General features: G+C 72.5%; 16 protein-coding genes. 10 read left to right on the plus strand and 6 right to left on the minus strand.

Going from position 1 to position 16346, the window contains the following annotated elements; genetic code table 11:
- Positions 1-25: 25 nt before the first annotated feature.
- Together OG764_RS19945 and OG764_RS19950 are read left to right on the plus strand one after the other, a co-directional pair.
- Positions 26-784 carry a phosphoglyceromutase gene (locus OG764_RS19945; RefSeq protein WP_328969769.1) on the plus strand — a complete coding sequence of 253 codons (759 nt, stop codon included), beginning with the start codon at positions 26-28 and terminating at the stop codon, positions 782-784.
- 93 nt (positions 785-877) lie between these two features.
- A complete protein-coding gene (locus OG764_RS19950) occupies positions 878-1357 on the plus strand; it encodes a GNAT family N-acetyltransferase (RefSeq protein WP_328969770.1) in 480 nt (159 codons plus the stop codon).
- Positions 1358-1477: 120 nt separating this feature from the next.
- Here the strand turns inward: OG764_RS19950 and OG764_RS19955 are convergent, their stop codons facing one another.
- Positions 1478-1627 carry a hypothetical protein gene (locus OG764_RS19955; protein ID WP_328969771.1) on the minus strand — a complete coding sequence of 50 codons (150 nt, stop codon included), beginning with the start codon at positions 1625-1627 and terminating at the stop codon, positions 1478-1480.
- Positions 1628-1771: 144 nt separating this feature from the next.
- Entirely contained in the window at positions 1772-2443 is a 672-nt protein-coding gene (phoU, locus tag OG764_RS19960; RefSeq protein WP_328969772.1) for a phosphate signaling complex protein PhoU, read from the minus strand.
- 217 nt (positions 2444-2660) lie between these two features.
- On the opposite strand from phoU, the gene OG764_RS19965 reads away from it, so the two are divergent.
- Both OG764_RS19965 and OG764_RS19970 read left to right on the plus strand, forming a co-directional pair.
- Complete coding sequence (locus OG764_RS19965; RefSeq protein WP_328969773.1) at positions 2661-3986, plus strand: sensor histidine kinase; 1326 nt, start codon at positions 2661-2663, stop codon at positions 3984-3986.
- Positions 3983-4663, plus strand: coding sequence for a response regulator transcription factor (locus OG764_RS19970; RefSeq protein ID WP_226734322.1), 681 nt, complete (start codon positions 3983-3985; stop codon positions 4661-4663). The genes OG764_RS19965 and OG764_RS19970 overlap by 4 nt, the downstream gene beginning before the upstream one ends.
- A gap of 142 nt (positions 4664-4805) precedes the next feature.
- Here the strand turns inward: OG764_RS19970 and OG764_RS19975 are convergent, their stop codons facing one another.
- Positions 4806-5462 carry a DUF461 domain-containing protein gene (locus tag OG764_RS19975; RefSeq protein WP_328969774.1) on the minus strand — a complete coding sequence of 219 codons (657 nt, stop codon included), beginning with the start codon at positions 5460-5462 and terminating at the stop codon, positions 4806-4808.
- A 710-nt stretch (positions 5463-6172) separates the two neighbouring features.
- On the opposite strand from OG764_RS19975, the gene OG764_RS19980 reads away from it, so the two are divergent.
- From OG764_RS19980 to rlmB, 5 genes are all read left to right on the plus strand, one after another.
- Positions 6173-6655 carry a CarD family transcriptional regulator gene (locus tag OG764_RS19980; RefSeq protein WP_003953493.1) on the plus strand — a complete coding sequence of 161 codons (483 nt, stop codon included), beginning with the start codon at positions 6173-6175 and terminating at the stop codon, positions 6653-6655.
- Between the two features lie 366 nt (positions 6656-7021).
- Positions 7022-7768, plus strand: coding sequence for a 2-C-methyl-D-erythritol 4-phosphate cytidylyltransferase (ispD, locus tag OG764_RS19985; protein ID WP_328969775.1), 747 nt, complete (start codon positions 7022-7024; stop codon positions 7766-7768).
- A complete protein-coding gene (gene ispF, locus OG764_RS19990; RefSeq protein ID WP_328969776.1) occupies positions 7758-8264 on the plus strand; it encodes a 2-C-methyl-D-erythritol 2,4-cyclodiphosphate synthase in 507 nt (168 codons plus the stop codon). The genes ispD and ispF overlap by 11 nt, the downstream gene beginning before the upstream one ends.
- A 140-nt stretch (positions 8265-8404) precedes the next feature.
- Positions 8405-9808 (plus strand): cysteine--tRNA ligase, encoded by a 1404-nt coding sequence (gene cysS / locus OG764_RS19995; protein ID WP_328969777.1) that lies wholly within the window; start codon positions 8405-8407, stop codon positions 9806-9808.
- A 101-nt stretch (positions 9809-9909) separates the two neighbouring features.
- On the plus strand, positions 9910-10866 hold the full coding sequence (gene rlmB / locus OG764_RS20000; protein ID WP_328969778.1) for a 23S rRNA (guanosine(2251)-2'-O)-methyltransferase RlmB: 957 nt from the start codon (positions 9910-9912) through the stop codon (positions 10864-10866).
- A 140-nt stretch (positions 10867-11006) separates the two neighbouring features.
- On the opposite strand, the gene OG764_RS20005 is transcribed toward rlmB, so the two are convergent.
- Positions 11007-11660, minus strand: a complete 654-nt coding sequence (locus OG764_RS20005; protein WP_328969779.1) for an NUDIX hydrolase — start codon at positions 11658-11660, stop codon at positions 11007-11009.
- A gap of 60 nt (positions 11661-11720) precedes the next feature.
- Positions 11721-13241 (minus strand): hypothetical protein, encoded by a 1521-nt coding sequence (locus OG764_RS20010; protein ID WP_328969780.1) that lies wholly within the window; start codon positions 13239-13241, stop codon positions 11721-11723.
- Positions 13242-13412: 171 nt separating this feature from the next.
- On the opposite strand from OG764_RS20010, the gene OG764_RS20015 reads away from it, so the two are divergent.
- On the plus strand, positions 13413-15011 hold the full coding sequence (locus tag OG764_RS20015; protein ID WP_328969781.1) for a DoxX family protein: 1599 nt from the start codon (positions 13413-13415) through the stop codon (positions 15009-15011).
- A gap of 549 nt (positions 15012-15560) precedes the next feature.
- Here the strand turns inward: OG764_RS20015 and OG764_RS20020 are convergent.
- Positions 15561-16331, minus strand: coding sequence for a nucleotidyltransferase family protein (locus OG764_RS20020; RefSeq protein ID WP_328969782.1), 771 nt, complete (start codon positions 16329-16331; stop codon positions 15561-15563).
- Between the last annotated feature and the right edge of the window lie 15 nt (positions 16332-16346).

Consider the following 16346-nt stretch of genomic DNA (forward strand, 5'->3'; position numbering starts at 1 on the left):
GACCGCGTCCATTAGGCTCGGACACATGGCCGACGCACCGTACAAGCTGATCCTCCTCCGCCACGGCGAGAGCGAATGGAACGCGAAGAACCTGTTCACCGGCTGGGTGGACGTCAACCTCACCGAGAAGGGCGAGAAGGAGGCGGTCCGCGGCGGTGAGCTGCTGAAGGACGCCGGCCTGCTGCCCGATGTACTGCACACCTCCCTCCAGAAGCGCGCGATCCGCACCGCGCAGCTGGCGCTGGAGTCCGCCGACCGCCACTGGATCCCGGTCCACCGCTCCTGGCGCCTGAACGAGCGCCACTACGGCGCCCTCCAGGGCAAGGACAAGGCCCAGACGCTCGCCGAGTACGGCGAGGAGCAGTTCATGCTGTGGCGCCGCTCGTACGACACCCCGCCGCCGGCCCTCGCGGACGGCACGGAGTTCTCCCAGTCCGAGGACCCGCGCTACGCGTCGATCCCGCCGGAGCTGCGCCCGAACACCGAGTGCCTCAAGGACGTCGTCGTCCGCATGCTGCCGTACTGGTACGACGGCATCGTCCCGGACCTGCTGGCCGGCCGCACCGTCCTGGTCGCCGCCCACGGCAACTCGCTGCGCGCCCTGGTCAAGCACCTCGACGGCGTCTCCGACGAGGCCATCGCGGGCCTGAACATCCCCACGGGCATCCCGCTCGCCTACGAGCTGGACGAGAACTTCAAGCCCCTCACCCCGGGCGGCACCTACCTCGACCCGGACGCCGCGGCGGCCGCCATCGAGGCCGTCAAGAACCAGGGCAAGAAGTAAGCGGCGGGTAGCCCTCGCGCCTGACGCACGAAGAGGCCCCCGGCCTGCGGATATTCCGTGGGCGGGGGCTTCGGCGTTGGTTAGGTTGGGGGCATGAGCGTGCGTGTGGAGATCGTTACGCCGGCGAACGTGGACGCGGCGCTGGCGCTGCGGGTGCGGCCGGAGCAGGAGAAGAACGTGTCGCCGGTCGCGCACTCGCTGGCCGAGGCGTACGCGTGGGGGGAGACGGCCTGGCCGCGGCTGATCTTCGACGGGGAGCGGCTCGTCGGGTTCCTGATGGGGTTCATGGACATCCCGTGGAACCCGGAGAAGGACCCGGCGGACCGGCGCAGCGGGCTGTGGCGGCTGAACGTCTCCGCCGACGTGCAGGGGCGCGGGTACGGGCGGTTCGCGGTGGCCGCGGTCGCCGACGAGGTGCGCCGGCGCGGCGGCACCGAGCTGTTCACCACCTGGGAGCCGGGGCCGACCGGGCCCGGTGAGTTCTACCGCCGGCTCGGCTTCCGGGAGACCGGCGAGACCAGCGGCGGCCAGACCGTCGGCGTCCTGGAGGTCGGCGCGGCGAACGGCACCTAAGGGCGCCCGACGGTGAACGCGCCCTCGTGCCGAGGCGGTCCGGTGCGTTCAGCGCTTACGACGGCGAAGGGCCCGTCCGGACTTCCGGACGGGCCCTTCGCGTGCGCGCGGGCGGCGCCGTCAGCCGCCGCACTGGCACGGGGCGCCGGACTGGCAGCCGCAGCCGCAGCCCGAGCCGCATCCGCAGGCGGCGAGGAGCGGGAGCCGCAGCGCCTCGACGGGCTGCGGCTGGTCCTGCTCGGGGGTGATGGGGACGGGGGAATCGGCCATGGTTCCTCCTCGGAAGGCGTACGCGTCGTCGTACGGCCTTGCCCCATTCATGCCCAGCCTTCCGGGCGCGTCAACGGCGCATGGAGGCAGACCCGAAAGGACCGCCGCCCGGCCCGCACCGCCCGCCCCGGCCCGCGCCGGCGGTCAGACGTTCTCGACCGGCGCCTGCAGCTCGTCCGCGTGCTCGCCCGTCACCAGGTAGACCACGCGCTTGGCCACCGAGACCGCGTGGTCGGCGAAGCGCTCGTAGTAGCGGCCCAGCAGCGTCACGTCGACGGCCGTTTCGATGCCGTGCTTCCAGCGGTCGTCCATCAGGTGCTGGAAGAGCGCCCGGTGCAGCGTGTCCATCTCGTCGTCGTCCTGCTCCAGCTGGAGCGCCAGGTCCACGTCCTTGGTGATGATCACCTCGGCGGCCTTGGCCATCAGGCGCTGCGCGAGCTGGCCCATCTCCAGGATGGTGGCGGTGAGGTCGCGCGGCACCGCGGTGTCCGGGAAGCGCAGCCGGGCCAGCTTGGCCACGTGCTGGGCCAGGTCGCCGGAGCGCTCCAGGTCGGCGCTCATGCGCAGCGAGGTCACGACGATGCGCAGGTCGGTGGCGACGGGCTGCTGGCGGGCCAGCAGGGCGATGGCCCGGGCCTCCAGGTCGTGCTGCAGATCGTCGACCTTCTGGTCCGCGGCGATCACGTTCTCGGCAAGGCTCAGGTCGGCGTCGAGCATGGCCGTCGTGGCCCGCCCGATCGCCGAGCCGACGAGCCGGGCCATCTCGACCAGGGCATCGCCGATCGAGTCAAGTTCCTCGTGGTACGCGTCCCGCATGGGTGTCCCTCTCTGTCTCTGCCGGGGCCCGGTCCTGTTCCGCGCCGGTGGCCGGGGGGCTCGGACCCCCACGCTCCCACGGTGCGTGGGCCACGCGTCGGACTCCGGCACCACAAGTGAATCAACACAGTCGCCACGGTGAACTCTGGGCGACGACTGTTCGAGGTGCCACCCGATCGGCTGTGGAAGTGGCGTCCGGCCTGCTTAACCTGGATCCATGGACGTGAACGCGGCGGTCGCCGCAGCGGCAGCGATCGCCGGGTTGTGCACCGGTGTCATCGCCATGCTGGCGTTCCGCTGGAGCGAGCGCGACCAGGCCCGCCCCACGCGGAGCGCCATGCGCCCCGACATCAACGCGGTCCTGCCGCCCGGCGTGGACACGGTGCTCTCCGTGCTCCGCTCCTCGGCGGTGGTGCTGGACGAGGGCGACAGCGTCGTCAAGGCGAGCTCCGCCGCCTACGCCCTCGGACTGGTCCGCGGCGGGAAGCTCGCCGTGGAGCCCATGCTCCACATGGCGCGCGACACCCGCAGGGACGGCGAGATACGGCAGGTCGAACTGGACCTGCCACGGCGCGGCACCGGCCGCGGCGAGGCCCTCGCGGTCTCCGCGCGGGTCGCCCCGCTCGGCTCCCGGCTGGTCCTGCTGCTGGTCGAGGACCTCACCGAGGCCCGCCGCATCGAGGCCGTCCGCCGCGACTTCGTGGCGAACGTGTCCCACGAGCTGAAGACCCCGGTGGGCGCGCTCTCGCTGCTCTCCGAGGCCGTCATGGACGCCTCGGACGACCCGGAGGCCGTCATCCGCTTCGCCGGCCGCATGCAGATCGAGGCGACCCGCCTCACCAATCTGGTCCAGGAGCTCATCGACCTTTCCCGGGTGCAGAACGACGACCCGCTGGAGGACGCCGAGCCGGTCCGGGTGGACACCCTGGTCGCCGAGGCCATAGACCGCTGCCGGCACACCGCGTCGACCAAGCAGATCACCATGGCCGCCGGAGGCACCGCCGACCTGCGAGTCTGGGGGAACCGCGGCCAGCTGGCCGCCGCCCTCGGCAACCTCGTGGAGAACGCCGTGAACTACAGCCCGGCCCGCACCAGGGTCGGCATCGCCGCCCGCCGGGTCGCCGCACCCGGCGGGGACTTCATCGAGATAGCCGTCACCGACCAGGGCATCGGCATCCCGGAGAAGGACCGCGAGCGCATCTTCGAGCGCTTCTACCGCGTGGACCCGGCCCGCTCCCGCGCCACCGGCGGCACGGGCCTGGGACTCGCCATCGTGAAGCACGTGGCCGCCTCGCACGGCGGCGAGGTCACGGTGTGGAGCTCCGAGGGCCAGGGCTCCACCTTCACCCTGCGACTGCCGGAGGCGGCGGCTCCGCGCGGGCGTAGCCTCGACGCGTACGGCACTCCTCGCGGCACCGAGATCCACGGCTCCGACGGCCCGGGCGCGAACGGCGCCTCGGGCCCGCATTCCGGAACGGCCACCACCGCTCGCTCCGTGCTTGAAACCGAACCTGCCATTCCTGCCCCGGAGGTCCTTCCGTGACCCGAGTGCTCGTCGTCGAGGATGAGGAATCCTTCAGCGACGCCCTGTCCTACATGCTCCGCAAGGAAGGCTTCGAGGTCGCGATCGCCGCGACCGGGCCCGACGGGCTCGACGAGTTCGAGCGCAACGGCGCCGACCTCGTCCTCCTCGACCTGATGCTGCCGGGGCTGCCCGGCACCGAGGTGTGCCGTCAGCTGCGCGGCCGCTCGAACGTGCCGGTCATCATGGTGACCGCCAAGGACAGCGAGATCGACAAGGTCGTCGGGCTGGAGATAGGAGCCGACGACTACGTGACGAAGCCCTTCTCCTCGCGGGAGCTGGTCGCCCGCATCCGCGCGGTGCTGCGCCGCCGCGGTGAGCCGGAGGAGGTCACCCCCGCGGCCCTGGAGGCGGGCCCGGTCCGCATGGACGTGGACCGGCACGTGGTCACCGTCGCGGGCGCCAAGATCGACCTCCCGCTGAAGGAGTTCGACCTGCTGGAGATGCTGCTGCGCAACGCGGGCCGCGTGCTGACCCGCATGCAGCTCATCGACCGGGTGTGGGGTGCGGACTACGTCGGCGACACCAAGACCCTCGACGTGCACGTGAAGCGCCTGCGCGCCAAGATCGAGCCGGACCCGGGCGCCCCGCGCTACCTGGTCACGGTCCGCGGCCTCGGCTACAAGTTCGAGCCGTAAAGAGCATCCGGAGCACCTCGGAGAGCCGCTGGAGGCATCGGTTCTCCCGAGGTGCCCACGCAGGGCACTCACGCGCGGAGGGCCCCACCCGATCCCGGGTGGGGCCCTCCGCGCGTGTCGGCGCCGTGGACGGCGCCGCGGGTCAGTGGCCCGCGCCGTGCGACGGCGAGCCGGTGCCGGACGGGGTGCCCGAGGCGTGGCCCGACGGGGTGCCCGAGGGGTCGCCGGACGGGGTGCCGGACGGCTTGCCGGAGGGGGTGCCCGACGGGCCCGGGGCGGCCGGGACCTCGGTCGGGCCGAACTCCTTGAAGTAGCTCGTGGCCGGCACGACGAACGCTTCGAGCTTGACGTCGCCGGTCTTGCTCAGCTGGAAGACGACCGCCTGGGCGTCGCCGTCCTTGACGGCGTCGTGGCCGTTGTCGATGACGGCGGAGGCGTTGCCCTTGCCGCCGAGGACCAGCGAGCCGCCGGCGGGCACGGTGATCTTGCCCGAGCCCGTGGCGGGCTTCAGCTTCACGGTGCCGCTGCCGCCGGGCAGCGTGATGGCGTCGAGGGTCTGGGGCGTCAGGCCGGCGTTGAAGAGGGTCGCGGAGACCACGGCCGGTCCCTTCGCCTCCTTCTCGGGCTGCGTGATGACCAGCGCGTTCTGGATCTTGATGTCGCCCTTGGTGACGGCCGCGTTGTCCGGCTTGATCTCCAGGGTCTGCGCGTCGTTGCCCGCGCCGCAGGCGGCGAGCGATCCGATCGAGAACACGATGGCGGCGGCGGCAACGGCGCCGCGTCGAAGGGTCCGGCTCACGGCGGCGGCATCTCCTAGGACGGTACGTACGGGACGGAAGCGGTTCGGGGGCTCCGCCTGGCGAGGTAAAGCCGCCCTAAGGGTGTGTCAGCGGGCTTAGGTTACCGAGCCGCCGCCCCGGCCCCGCACCCGACCCTCCGCGCGGTGCCGCCCGCCTGCGGCCGGCCCCCGCGATCTTGCAATGCGGCGGCTGTTAGCCGTGTGGTTACGCGTGCCGATACCCGGCCGTTCACATATCGCGCACATTCCGGCCGTGATCAATTTCCCGCCACTTCGCATCGGCTTCCGGGGGCTTCCCGTACCGCTTCACCGGAACGCTCCGCCGGCGCTTCCGAGGCGGGTTCCGGCGCCGGTTCCGGGCGGGTCCCTATTCCGGCGGACCCGGATCGAAGATCAATTCCAGGATTGGGCCGGAAGGCGATCCGTACGGGCGGTCGCCAGTCGAACGGAGTAGTTCAGTTTTTCCTCTTGGAACCCGGCAAAACGGGACGTACGTCACAGTGCCGGTGTCACCCGGGAGAGGTAACGTGGCAGTTTCGCCCCGTGCCGGCAGCCGCTCCCACCTGCGAATACCCCCCTCCGGATGCCCCGCGCAGCACGTCCGTGTCGTGGTTGTCAAGCCCCGAGATAGGCCCTGACCTGCGAAAACGCCATTCATAACAGTCAGTTCTCGTGTTACCCTGGATAGCCACGGAAGGGGTACCTGTCACATGACGTTCAAGGTTGGCGACACCGTGGTCTATCCCCATCACGGGGCCGCGCTGATCGAGGCCATCGAAACTCGCCAGATCAAAGGCGTGGACAAGACCTACTTGGTGCTCAAGGTCGCCCAGGGCGACCTGACAGTTCGTGTGCCTGCGGACAATGCGGAGTTCGTCGGCGTTCGCGATGTAGTCGGCCAGGACGGGCTGGACCGGGTCTTCGAGGTGCTGCGTGCACCGTACGCCGAGGAGCCGACGAACTGGTCTCGTCGCTACAAGGCAAATCTGGAAAAGCTCGCGTCGGGCGATGTCATCAAGGTTGCGGAAGTCGTCCGTGACCTGTGGCGTCGTGAGCGCGAGCGCGGGCTGTCCGCGGGCGAGAAGCGCATGCTCGCGAAGGCGCGCCAGATCCTGGTGAGCGAACTCGCGCTCGCCGAGAACACCAACGAGGACAAGGCCGAGGCCCTCCTCGACGAGGTCCTCGCGTCCTGACGCGAGTGCACTCAACAGTCGTGCCGCGGTGCCCGATGACACGCCTCCCCGCATAGGGAGGCGTCGTTGCCGGGCGCTGCGGCATGTCTGGCTTCAGCACGCCCGTACCTGCGCCCGCCCCGCCGGCAGGCCCGCTGTCGCCTCCTGTCCGACCCGCGCGCACCCGCCTCGTGCGCGCACAGCCCGCACCCTCGGCGTGCCGGGCCCGGACAGCCGACCCGACCGGTCGTCACGGAAAGGGCCCCGGTCGCGGCATCGTGCCCGGCACTTCCCCCAGCCTTCGGCCGGAGGTACCCCCGGGGCCATACCCACGTCGGCCGAAGACACAAACCTGGCCGACCCCGATGTCATTGCCCGGAGCTCCCGATGTCTGACGAATCGCGCCCGTTCCGCACCGCCGCGGTGATCCCCGCCGCCGGCCGCGGACTCCGCCTCGGCCCCGGCGCCCCCAAAGCGCTGCGCACCCTGGGCGGCACCCCCATGCTGATCCACGCCGTCCGCGCCATGGCCCGCTCCCGGGCCGTCTCGCTGGTCGTCGTGGTGGCCCCGCCGGACGGCGCGGCCGAGGTCAGGCACCTCCTCGACGAGCACGCCCTGCCCGACCGCACCGACATCGTGGTCGTCCCCGGCGGCGAGACCCGCCAGGAGTCGGTACGGGCCGGGCTGGCGGCGCTCCCCGAGGGCGTCACCGCCGTCCTGATCCACGACGCGGCCCGCCCGCTGGTCCCCGTCGAGACCGTGGACTCGGTCGTCGAGGCCGTCCGCGACGGCGCGCCCGCCGTGGTTCCCGCGCTGCCCGTCACCGACACCGTCAAGGAGGTCGACCCGCAGCCCGGCGGCGCCCCCGAGCCGGTGGTCGCCACCCCCGTACGCGCCCGGCTGCGCGCCGTGCAGACCCCGCAGGGCTTCGACCTCGCGACCCTCGTACGCGCCCACGAGAGCATCGCCGTCAACGGCGAGGGCGCCACCGACGACGCCGGCATGGTGGAACAGCTCGGCGTCCCCGTCGTCCTCGTGCCCGGGCACGAGGAGGCCTTCAAGGTCACCCGTCCGCTGGACCTCGTACTCGCCGAGGCCGTACTCGCCCGCAGGAGGGCCACCGATGCCTACTGAGCCGCTCATTCCCCTCGTCGGCATCGGCACCGACGTGCACGCCTTCGAGGAAGGCCGCGAGCTGTGGTGCGCGGGCCTGCTGTGGGACGAGGACGCGAGCGGCGGCTACGGGCTCGCCGGGCACTCCGACGGCGACGTCGCGGCGCACGCCGCCTGCGACGCGCTGTTCTCCGCGGCGGGCGTCGGCGACCTCGGCGCGCACTTCGGCACCTCCCGCCCCGAGTGGTCCGGCGCCTCCGGCGTCACCCTCCTGGCCGAGGCCGCCCGGATCGTGCGCGCCGCCGGCTTCCAGATCGGCAACGTGTCCGTGCAGGTCATCGGCGTACGCCCGAAGGTCGGCAAGCGGCGCGAGGAAGCACAGAAGGCGCTGAGCGAGGCCGCGGGCGCCCCCGTGTCCGTCTCCGGCACCACCACCGACGGGCTGGGCCTGACCGGCCGCGCCGAGGGCCTCGCGGCCATCGCCACCGCGCTGGTGTACCGGGTCCCCTCCGTCTGACCGGCACGCCGGGCGGCCCGTCCCGGTGCCGGGCGCGGCCGCGCTCACGGCGGCAGGCCAAGCGGCACTTAGGCAACAAAGCGCCCCGCGTCCCCGAAAGGGTCGCGGGGCACTGCCACAGGCGCACTACCCTAGTTGCCGTGACTATTCGCCTGTACGACACCAGCGCCCGGCAGATCCGCGACTTCACCCCGCTCGCGCCGGGCTGCGTCTCGATCTACCTCTGTGGCGCGACCGTGCAGGCCGCCCCGCACATCGGGCACATCCGGTCCGGCCTGAACTTCGACATCATGCGCCGCTGGTTCGCGTACCGCGGCTACGACGTCACCTTCATCCGCAACGTCACGGACATCGACGACAAGATCATCCGGAAGGCCGTCGACCAGGGCCGCCCGTGGTGGTCGATCGGTTTCGAGAACGAGCGCGCCTTCAACGACGGCTACACCGCCCTCGGTTGCCTGCCGCCCACCTACGAGCCCCGCGCCACCGGCCACATCACCGAGATGATCGAGATGATGCGCGGCCTGATCGAGCGCGGCCACGCGTACGAGGCCGACGGCAGCGTCTACTTCGACGTGCGGTCCTTCCCCGAGTACCTGGCGCTGTCCAACCAGGAGCTCGACAACCTCCAGCAGCCCTCCGAGGAGGGCATCACCGGCAAGCGCGACCCCCGCGACTTCGCCATGTGGAAGGCCAGCAAGCCCGGCGAGCCCGACTGGGAGACCCCGTGGGGCCGCGGCCGTCCCGGCTGGCACCTGGAGTGCTCCGCGATGGCCCACAAGTACCTGGGCAGCGCCTTCGACATCCACGGCGGCGGGCTCGACCTGATCTTCCCGCACCACGAGAACGAGATCGCCCAGGCCAAGGCCTACGGGGACGACTTCGCGAACTTCTGGGTCCACAACGCGTGGGTCACGCTTTCGGGCGAGAAGATGTCCAAGTCCCTGGGCAACTCGGTGCTCGTCTCCGAGATGGTCAAGCAGTGGCGCCCCATCGTGCTGCGCTACTACCTCGGCACCCCGCACTACCGCTCGATGATCGAGTACAGCACGGAGGCCCTGCGCGAGGCGGAGTCCGCCTTCGCCCGCATCGAGGGCTTCTGCCAGCGCGTCGTGGAGAAGGCCGGCAAGCCGGTCGAGCCCGCCGCCGAGGTGCCCCTCGCGTTCGCCGAGGCCATGGACGACGACCTCGGCGTCCCGCAGGCGCTGGCGATCATCCACACCACCGTCCGCCAGGGCAACAGCGCGCTGGCCGCCGACGACAAGGAAGCCGCCGTCGCCCGCCTCGCCGAGGTGCGCGCGATGCTCGGCGTCCTCGGCCTCGACCCGTTCGACCCGCAGTGGGCCGGCCCCGACAGCGACCGCGGCGAGGAACTGCACGGCGCCGTCGACACCCTCGTACGGCTGGTCCTCGACCAGCGCGAGGCCGCCCGCACCCGCAAGGACTGGGCCACCGCGGACGCCATCCGCGACCAGCTGCAGCAGTCGGGCCTGGTCATCGAGGACAGCCCGGCCGGACCGCGCTGGACGCTCGGCCCCCGCTGATCCGGGCCCGCTCGGACCAGCCATGTTGTGCCGCCCGGCGTTCCGGGCGGCACACTCTTCATACGTACATATCGCAGCACCAACGAAAACAGGTAGAGGTCATGGCCGGGAACAGCCAGCGCAGGAACCGCCGCACGTCCAACAAGAAGGGCGCCACGATCGGCAGCGGTGGCCAGCGGCGCAAGGGTCTGGAAGGCAAGGGCCCCACCCCGAAGGCCGAGGACCGCAAGAAGCACAAGGCGAACCGCATCGCGAACGCCATGGCCCGACAGGCCGCCAAGCGCCGCCCCGCGCCCCGCCGCGGCGGCCCCAAGGGCCAGAGCGAGATGGTCGTCGGCCGCAACTCGGTCTTCGAGGCACTGCGCGACGGCGTGCCCGCCACCACGCTCTACATCCAGCAGTTCATCGACAACGACGAGCGCGTCCGCGAAGCCCTCCAGCTCGCGGCCGAGCGCGGCAACATCAACCTGATGGAAGCCCCGCGCCCCGAGCTCGACCGCATGACCAACGGGCTCAACCACCAGGGCATGGTCCTCCAGGTGCCGCCGTACGAGTACGCGCACCCCGAGGACCTCACCGCCGAGGCCTACGACGCGGGCAGGGACCCGCTGATCGTCGCCCTCGACGGAGTCACCGACCCGCGCAACCTGGGCGCCATCGTCCGCTCCGTCTCCGCCTTCGGCGGGCACGGCGTGGTCATCCCCGAGCGCCGCGCCGCCGGCATGACCGCGGGCGCGTGGAAGACCTCCGCGGGCACCGCCGCCCGCACCCCGGTGGCCCGCGTCACCAACCTGACCCGCGCCCTCCAGGACTACAAGAAGGCCGGCATCACGGTCGTCGGCCTCGCGGCCGAGGGCACGCACGAGGTCCAGGACCTGGAGGCCCTCGGCGGCCCCGTCGTCATCGTCGTCGGCAGCGAGGGCAAGGGCCTGGGCCGCCTCGTCGGCGAAACCTGCGACTACCTCGTCCGCATCCCGATGCCGGGCGGCGCCGAGTCCCTCAACGCCGGCGTCGCCGCAGGCGTGGTCCTCTACGAAGCCGCCCGCCGCCGCGCCTGACCCGGCCGCCGCAGCCCCGCGCACACCCGTGCGCGGGCCTGCCGCGCTCGCGTGCGAGCGCACGGACCTCCTCGCCGGCCGGTCAGCCCCCGGCCGGCGAGGGATCAGGGCCCTGCCGGTCCCCTCCTCGGGACCTGCCCTCAGGACCCGCCTTCAGGACTGCCCTCGGGGCTGGCCAGCCCCGCCAGGCGGGCACGCATCAGCACCGCGATCGTGAAGCCGTCCGTGATGCGGCCGTCGCCGACCATCGCCTCCGCCTCCGCGAACGGCACCGCCACCGCCGACCGGATCCCCTCGCCCGTCGCGAGCCGCCCCACCACGTCGATGCGTGCGGCGAACAGCAGGGCTGCGTCACCCGCCATCCCGGTATCCGGATACAGCTCGCCCAGCGGGACCAGCTCCAGCACCCGGGCCCCGATCTCCTCGGCCAGCTCCTTCGCCGCATTCGCCGCGTCCCCGACACCGGGAGTACCGGCCCCCCGCGGAACCTCCCAGTGCCACGACCGCGTCGCGTGCCGGAAGTGCTCGATCAGCACCACCTGCCCGTCCAGCAGCGGCAGCACCACCGACCCGGCCTCCGCCGTCGCCCCCAGGGCCCGGATGTACGTCCCCTCCCGGCCGTCCGGAAAGCGCACCGGATCGCGCAGCAGGATCACGTACGGGTCCTGGTACAGCACCCCGCCCGCAGCCGCCAGCGCGTCCGGGTCGGACAGGATCTCGATCCCGTCCGGCTCGTTGCGGAACAGCTCCGGCCGCTGCGCGCGCAGCGCCTCGTACCGCTCGATGCCGTCCATCGTCCGCCCCCGTCGTGTCCGTCGTACCTGTGGTGTCGGTGCCGCCGTGCCCGGCGCCGTCTACGCAGTCGGCTGCTGGTCGGCCTGCGCCTGCCGGCCGGGCGCGGCCGCGCCCGTCTCGACGACCCGGCGCCCGTGCGTCCGCAGGATCTCGTCCCAGTCCCTCTTCAGGCTGCCCAGCCGCCGGGTGGGAAATGTCAGCGAGTGCCCCAGGCCGCCGCGCTGCCGCCGGCCCTTGAGGTCGCGGAACTCCAGCCGCATGGTCAGGGTCCCGGCCACCGCCCCCAGCAGCTGGATCGACCCGGACAGGTACGAGACCTCCTCGCCCGCCGCGAGCTGAAGGGACACACCCGCCGACTCGATCACCAGCACGCTCACGATCTCCCGCTGGAGCCCGGTGCGCGAGGAGCTGCCCTTGCGGGCGGCGCGCAGCATCTGCGCGTGCCGGCGGGCGATCTCGGAGGTGCCGGCGGCGAACTCCTCGGGGGTCGGCGTCCGCCCGTCCCGGAAGCCCTGGCGGACGAGGGAGTCCAGCGCGTCGATGTACGCCCGCCACTCCTCGGTGCGCCGCAGCCGCGTGATGTCGTCGAGGGACAGCCCGGCGTACGAGTTGGGACCGTCGACCGCCCGGTGCAGGTCGTCCGCGAACAGGCCGCGCAGCAGTCTGGAGACCGTGCCGGGGTCCTGGTCGGAACCGCTGCCCTCCCGGCTCTTCTCCTCCTGCAGCGCCGTGCGGCGGGGAGAGTCGGGCGGGGTCAGCGGGGTGGGGCTGTCGGCGATCATCGGCACGCCGATGTTGTAGAGCAGGTCGATCAACTGCTTCGCGTGCACGATGTGTTCGCCGTCGCGCAGCAGCATCTGATGGGTCTCGGTGCCCGGCCGGGTGATGAACTCCTTGTAGAGGGCGTTGCGGGTCACCGGCGCGTCCGGGTCCTGCTGCAGGGCCCACGTGCTGATGTCCTTGAGGATGCCCGCCCTCATCGCGGCCGCCTGCTCCTGCGGGATCCCCAGGTCCCGTGCCAGTCGCGGGACCTGGAGCCGCAGGAGCGGCAGCAGCCCCTTGGAGAAGAACTGCGACACGCTCACCGCCGCGTCGGCGTTCCGCTCGTCGTCCCAGTCGAAGCGCACCAACCCCGGATCGGACTCGTCGCCGACCATCCGCGACCAGGCCTGGTGCACGGAGCGGTCGTACCCCCACTGGTACTCGGTGGCAGCGGACCGCTCCGTGTACAGGTACGGCACCAGCGCCCGCGAGTTGAGCAGCTTCGCGAAGGCCGCGTACTCGGCCGCGTCCGCGGTCGGCAGGTAATTCGCGTAGATCGCCTCGTTGTTGAGGAGGAAGGCGCGGTTCACCACCAGGGTGCCGCTGTTGACCAGCGCGCGGCGGAATTCGGCGCTCGCGGCGGCCACGGCGGCGGGCGGCGTGCCGGCGACCGCGCCCGCCCGCTGCCGGTCCGCGGCCAGTTCGGCCGGCAGCCACTGGTTGTCCAGCGCCTGCGCCATCACCGGGTAGTCGGTGAGATCGGCGAACACGAGCTGGTTGTGCGCCCGGTCCGGCCGATCGCTCGGGCTGCTGTTCATGTCGGGCCCCCCTGACGGAACTGAACTACCTTGATACTCAGATCACCTGACGAATCATTACGAACATTGGTTCCGGCCCGTCCAGCCTCCGCCCGTGCTGGCCGGAATTGACGGGTCTCGGACACACAGCCGCTGTCAAGGCAGTGTCCTAAACACTCGTCACTCGGTTAGATGAGTGTGGACACCAGAACGCCCAGGTTCGACGACCAGCCCGCGCTGAGCATGGTGAAGGTGCCGTGCGACCCGGCGCAGGTCATCGTCAACCACGCCAGCTTCCGCGTGCAGCTCGCCGCCACCTCCCGACGGCCCGCGCCCCCCGCCGGTCCGCTCCGGGTCCCCGCGCTGAGCGGCGCCGCGGCCGTGGCCGGGGCCTCGGTCCGGACCCGCCGCCGGACCCCCGTGGTGTGGAGCGGCAAGTCGCCCGACGGCGCCGCCACCGGCGGCCTGCTGCAGGCCGTACGCGAAGCCGGCCAGGGCCACCCCCCCTACGGCGCCGACCCCTCGGACGGCGGCAGCACCCAGGTCATCCCCCGGATCGGGCTGGTCGAGGACACCATGCCCACCCCCACCGTCATCGGGCAGCGCGGCCCACGTGACGAGGACACCCAACTCATCTCCCCCGTAAGGGACTTCGGCGGCGGATACGGGGGCCGTGGCGGGTACGACGGCTACGGGCCGGCGCACGACGAGCTCGGCGCGGCGGGCGCCGCCCACGCGGCCGCCGCCCGCCGACCCGCCGGCCAGGACGCAGACCGCCAGGGCTACTACCCCGGCCGCCGCATGAACCTCGGCGTCGTGCTGCTCCCGCTGCGCGTCTTCCTCGGCTTCATCTCCATCTACGCCGGCATGGGCAAGCTCTGCGACCCCGTCTACTTCGACGGCGGCGAACGCGGCTCCATGGTCACCTGGCTGCGCACCCTGCACCCGTGGGCGCTCGCCGAACCGCTGCGCGACTTCGCGCTCTCACACCCGGTCGGCGCCGGTCTGACCGTCGCGTTCCTCCAGGTCATCGTCGGTGTGCTCACCGTCTTCGGCCTGTGGCAGCGGTTCGCCGCCTGCTTCGGGGCGCTGCTGTCCGCCGCGCTCCTGATGACGGTGAGCTGGAAGACGGTCCCCGCCTACGACGCGCCCGACATCATCTACCTCGCCGCCTGGAGCCCGCTGATCATCGCGGGCGCCCCTGTCTACTCCATCGACGGCCGGCTCGCGGGCGAGGCCTGGCGCACGCTGGGCCCCCGTTCCGAGATCTGGGCCCTGCGCCGGCGGGTGCTGCGGCGCGGCGCGATGGTCGCGACCGTCGTCGTCGGCCTGACCCTGCTCCTCGGCTCGGTGCTCGGCGGCGCGGTCCGCTCCACCACCGTGGTCACCGTGCCCGGCCCGGGCGATGCCCCCAGCAACTACCTGCCCGGCCAGCCGCTCCCGCAGGAGCGGGCCACCACGTCCCGCACGCCGGCCGGGAAGACCGCACGGCCCGCCGCGAAGCCCGCAGGGCCCGCCACGGCGGCCTCCACCCCGCCCGCCGGGCTGCGCACCACCCCCGACCGGACCCGGTCGACGGGCACCGGCGGCGCCGAGTCCCCGACCGCGACCCGCGGCAGTGGCAGCGGCAGCGGCGAGGCGACCACCCCCCGCCAGAACACCCCGCAGCCGCCGCCGTCCACCTCGGGCGGTCCGACCTCCTCCGGCGGCACCACCGGCGGTGGCGGTACCGGTGGCGGCACCACCGAGCCGGAGCGCAAGCCCGGTCTGGTCGGCGGCCTCCTCGGCTGAGCCGTCCGGCGGGAACGTACGAAGGGCCCGGCGCGCACCCCGCGCGCCGGGCCCTTCCGCTTGGCCGGCCAGCTCCAGCCTCGCCGGCGCCCTGGCGGCACATCCCGCCCGGCGGGCAATTTCCAGCCTCGCCGGTGCCCGGACGGCACACCCCGCCCCGCCGGCAACCTCCAGCCTCGCCGGTGCCCTGGGGCGCGACTTCCAGCCTCGCCGGCGTTTGAGGCGCGGGGTTTGGGGCGGAGCCCCAACGGACAACCCGGCTGGCGCCGGGCACCGGGCTCTGCCCGGACCCGCTCCTCAAGCGCCGGAGGGGCTGAAGGGGTTGCGGGGTTGGCGGGCTCTGCCCGGACCCGCTCCTCAAGCGCCGGAGGGGCTGAAGGTGCGCGGGGTCAAGCGCCGGAGGGCTAAAGGTGCGCGGGGTCAAACGCCGGAGGGCTAAAGGTGCGCGGGGTCAAACGCCGGAAGGGCTGAGGGGGCGCAGGGTCTAGCGCCGGAGGGGCTGGAGGGTGCGCGGGGTTGCCGGGCTCCGCCCGGGCCCGCTCCGCGGCGTCAGACGGCCCTCTGCGCGGCCAGTTCCTTCGCCGCCTCGGTCAGATCCTTCGCGGTGTCGATCGCCCGCCAGTAGGCCCCCTGGGGCAACGGGAAGCCGGCCAGGCGGCGTTCGCGGGCGAGCCGCGGGAACGTGGTGCGCTCGTGGTCACCGAGATCGGGCAGCAGCGACGCGAACTCCTCGGAGAACACGTACACACCGGCGTTGATCAGATAAGGCGACGGCGGGGACTCGATGAAGTCCAGGACGTGCCCGAACTCGTTGGTCTCCACGGCCCCCCAGGGGATCCGCGGCCGGGCCAGCGCCAGGGTCGCGGTCGCACCGCGCTCCTCGTGGAAGGCGGCCATCTCGCGCAGCGAGAAGCGCGTCCAGATGTCGCCGTTCGTCGCGTACCAGGGGCGGTCGGGGTGCGGCAGGTGCGCGGCCGCGTACTTCAGGCCGCCGCCGCGGCCGAGCGGCTCGGTCTCGACGACGGTCGTGACGCGCAGCGGCAGGTCGGCCTTGGCCAGCCAGTCCTGGAGGACCTCGGCGAGGTGGCCGCAGGAGACGACGGCGTCGGTGACGCCCTCGGCCGCCAGCCAGGCCAGCTGGTGGCCGATGATCGGGACCCCGGTGCCGGGGATCTCCACCATCGGCTTCGGACGGTCGTCGGTGTACGGGCGCAGCCGCGAACCCTGGCCGCCCGCCAGGACCACGGCCTGGGTGGGGGCGGCCGGGAACGCGGCCGCGGGGTTTGCCGGAGCTGTCGAGGAGGGGTGGTCTGGCGTCATGCACCGCAGCCTATG

It is taken from the genome of Streptomyces sp. NBC_00239, from assembly GCF_036194065.1.
Lineage (GTDB): Bacteria > Actinomycetota > Actinomycetes > Streptomycetales > Streptomycetaceae > Streptomyces.

What these genes read in the sequence shown, in the direction of transcription:
- OG764_RS19945 (WP_328969769.1), top strand. Translation starts at nt 26, where the DNA reads ATGGCCGACGCACCGTACAAGCTGATCCTCCTCCGCCACGGCGAGAGC.
- OG764_RS19950 (WP_328969770.1), top strand. Translation starts at nt 878, where the DNA reads ATGAGCGTGCGTGTGGAGATCGTTACGCCGGCGAACGTGGACGCGGCG.
- OG764_RS19955 (WP_328969771.1), bottom strand. Translation starts at nt 1,627, where the DNA reads ATGGCCGATTCCCCCGTCCCCATCACCCCCGAGCAGGACCAGCCGCAG.
- phoU (WP_328969772.1), bottom strand. Translation starts at nt 2,443, where the DNA reads ATGCGGGACGCGTACCACGAGGAACTTGACTCGATCGGCGATGCCCTG.
- OG764_RS19965 (WP_328969773.1), top strand. Translation starts at nt 2,661, where the DNA reads ATGGACGTGAACGCGGCGGTCGCCGCAGCGGCAGCGATCGCCGGGTTG.
- OG764_RS19980 (WP_003953493.1), top strand. Translation starts at nt 6,173, where the DNA reads ATGACGTTCAAGGTTGGCGACACCGTGGTCTATCCCCATCACGGGGCC.
- ispD (WP_328969775.1), top strand. Translation starts at nt 7,022, where the DNA reads ATGTCTGACGAATCGCGCCCGTTCCGCACCGCCGCGGTGATCCCCGCC.
- ispF (WP_328969776.1), top strand. Translation starts at nt 7,758, where the DNA reads ATGCCTACTGAGCCGCTCATTCCCCTCGTCGGCATCGGCACCGACGTG.
- rlmB (WP_328969778.1), top strand. Translation starts at nt 9,910, where the DNA reads ATGGCCGGGAACAGCCAGCGCAGGAACCGCCGCACGTCCAACAAGAAG.
- OG764_RS20005 (WP_328969779.1), bottom strand. Translation starts at nt 11,660, where the DNA reads ATGGACGGCATCGAGCGGTACGAGGCGCTGCGCGCGCAGCGGCCGGAG.
- OG764_RS20010 (WP_328969780.1), bottom strand. Translation starts at nt 13,241, where the DNA reads ATGAACAGCAGCCCGAGCGATCGGCCGGACCGGGCGCACAACCAGCTC.
- OG764_RS20015 (WP_328969781.1), top strand. Translation starts at nt 13,413, where the DNA reads ATGAGTGTGGACACCAGAACGCCCAGGTTCGACGACCAGCCCGCGCTG.
- OG764_RS20020 (WP_328969782.1), bottom strand. Translation starts at nt 16,331, where the DNA reads ATGACGCCAGACCACCCCTCCTCGACAGCTCCGGCAAACCCCGCGGCC.